The sequence below is a fragment of the Massilia orientalis genome, from assembly GCF_030411975.2.
Lineage (GTDB): Bacteria > Pseudomonadota > Gammaproteobacteria > Burkholderiales > Burkholderiaceae_D > Telluria > Telluria orientalis.
Genome location: NZ_JASNRB020000078.1, coordinates 1 through 1245 on the forward strand (window position 1 = coordinate 1; position 1245 = coordinate 1245).

Below are 1245 nucleotides of genomic sequence, written 5' to 3' on the forward strand. Positions count from 1 at the left end.
TCCAGGTCCGCGTCGCCGAACTTGTCGACGATCAGCGCACCGCCTCCGACACCGGCGCGGTAGACATGATCCGGCGTCTCGTAACCCAACGCCTGATGCGGTCGCCCGGCGTTGTAGAACGCAAAGTACTGCGCCAGGCCGACTGTCAGTTCGGCCATGTTGGCGTAGCCCTTCAGGTACACGTCCTCGTACTTTACGTTGCGCCACAAGCGCTCGACGAAGATGTTGTCCAGCGCCCGTCCGCGCCCGTCCATGCTGATCGCCACGCCTTCGCGCTTGAGCACGCCGGTGAAGGCATCGCTGGTGAACTGCGAGCCCTGGTCGCTGTTGAATACCTCGGGCCTCCCATGGTGGCGCAGCGCGTCTTCCAGGCAGTCCACGCAGAACGACGCATCCATGCTGTTGCTGATGCGCCAGGCCAGCACCCGGCGCGAGTACCAGTCGATGATCGCCACCAGGTAGGCAAAGCCGCGCGCCAGGCGGATATAGGTCAGATCCGTACTCCACACCTGGTTCGGCCGCGTGACCGCCACTCCGCGCAACAGGTATGGATAGACCTTGTGCTGCGGATGCGGCTTGCTGGTTGCAGGGCCCGGCGCCATGCCCGCCAGTCCCATTTCCCGCATCAGGCGCTGCACGCGCTTGCGATTGACCCGGTGTCCTCGACCCCGCAGGAACACCGCCATGCGCCGGCTGCCGTAGAACGGCCGGTTGGTGTACTCCTCGTCGATCAGGGCGCGCAGTCGGTCGTCTTCCTCGTTCATGCATGCCCGGCGTGTTACCGCTTCCAGTCGCCGATACACTGTCGAACGCGGCACGCCGGCCAGCTCGCACTGCATCGTCAGCGGCATCTCGTCTTCCCGCGCAATCCACCGTGCCCGCTCGACAGGGCTCATTCCCCAAGCTTTTTTTTGAGCCAATCCACCTGCATCTTCAGCTTGCCGATCTCGCTGTACAGCTTGTCCTCGGGACTGCTTTCGTCAACCGGTTTCGGCCCGCGCTTGACGTCGAACAGCGCCCCGGCGTTCTCCAGGATCTCCTTCTTCCATTGCGTCACCAACTGCGGATGCACGTCGTGCTCCTGCGCGATCTCGTTGATCGTCTTCACCCCGCGCACCGCTTCCAGCCCGACCTTGCCCTTGAACTCGGCGCTGTGCACCCTGCGTTTTTTACCTTCACTCATTCGCTGTCATCCTTTCGCGGACGACAGCTTAAACCACCGTCTCAAATTCGGGGTCCACTATA

Annotated in this window: 1 protein-coding gene; it reads right to left on the bottom strand. The window is 62.9% G+C overall.

Annotated elements, in window-relative coordinates; all coding sequences use genetic code 11:
• A protein-coding gene (locus QPK29_RS33425) for an IS3 family transposase (protein WP_400189967.1) occupies positions 1-1183 on the bottom strand; the annotation gives its coding sequence in 2 pieces (ribosomal slippage) (positions 1-898 and positions 898-1183; 1184 coding nt annotated over the 2 pieces). This gene is flagged as partial in the annotation.
• Between the last annotated feature and the right edge of the window lie 62 nt (positions 1184-1245).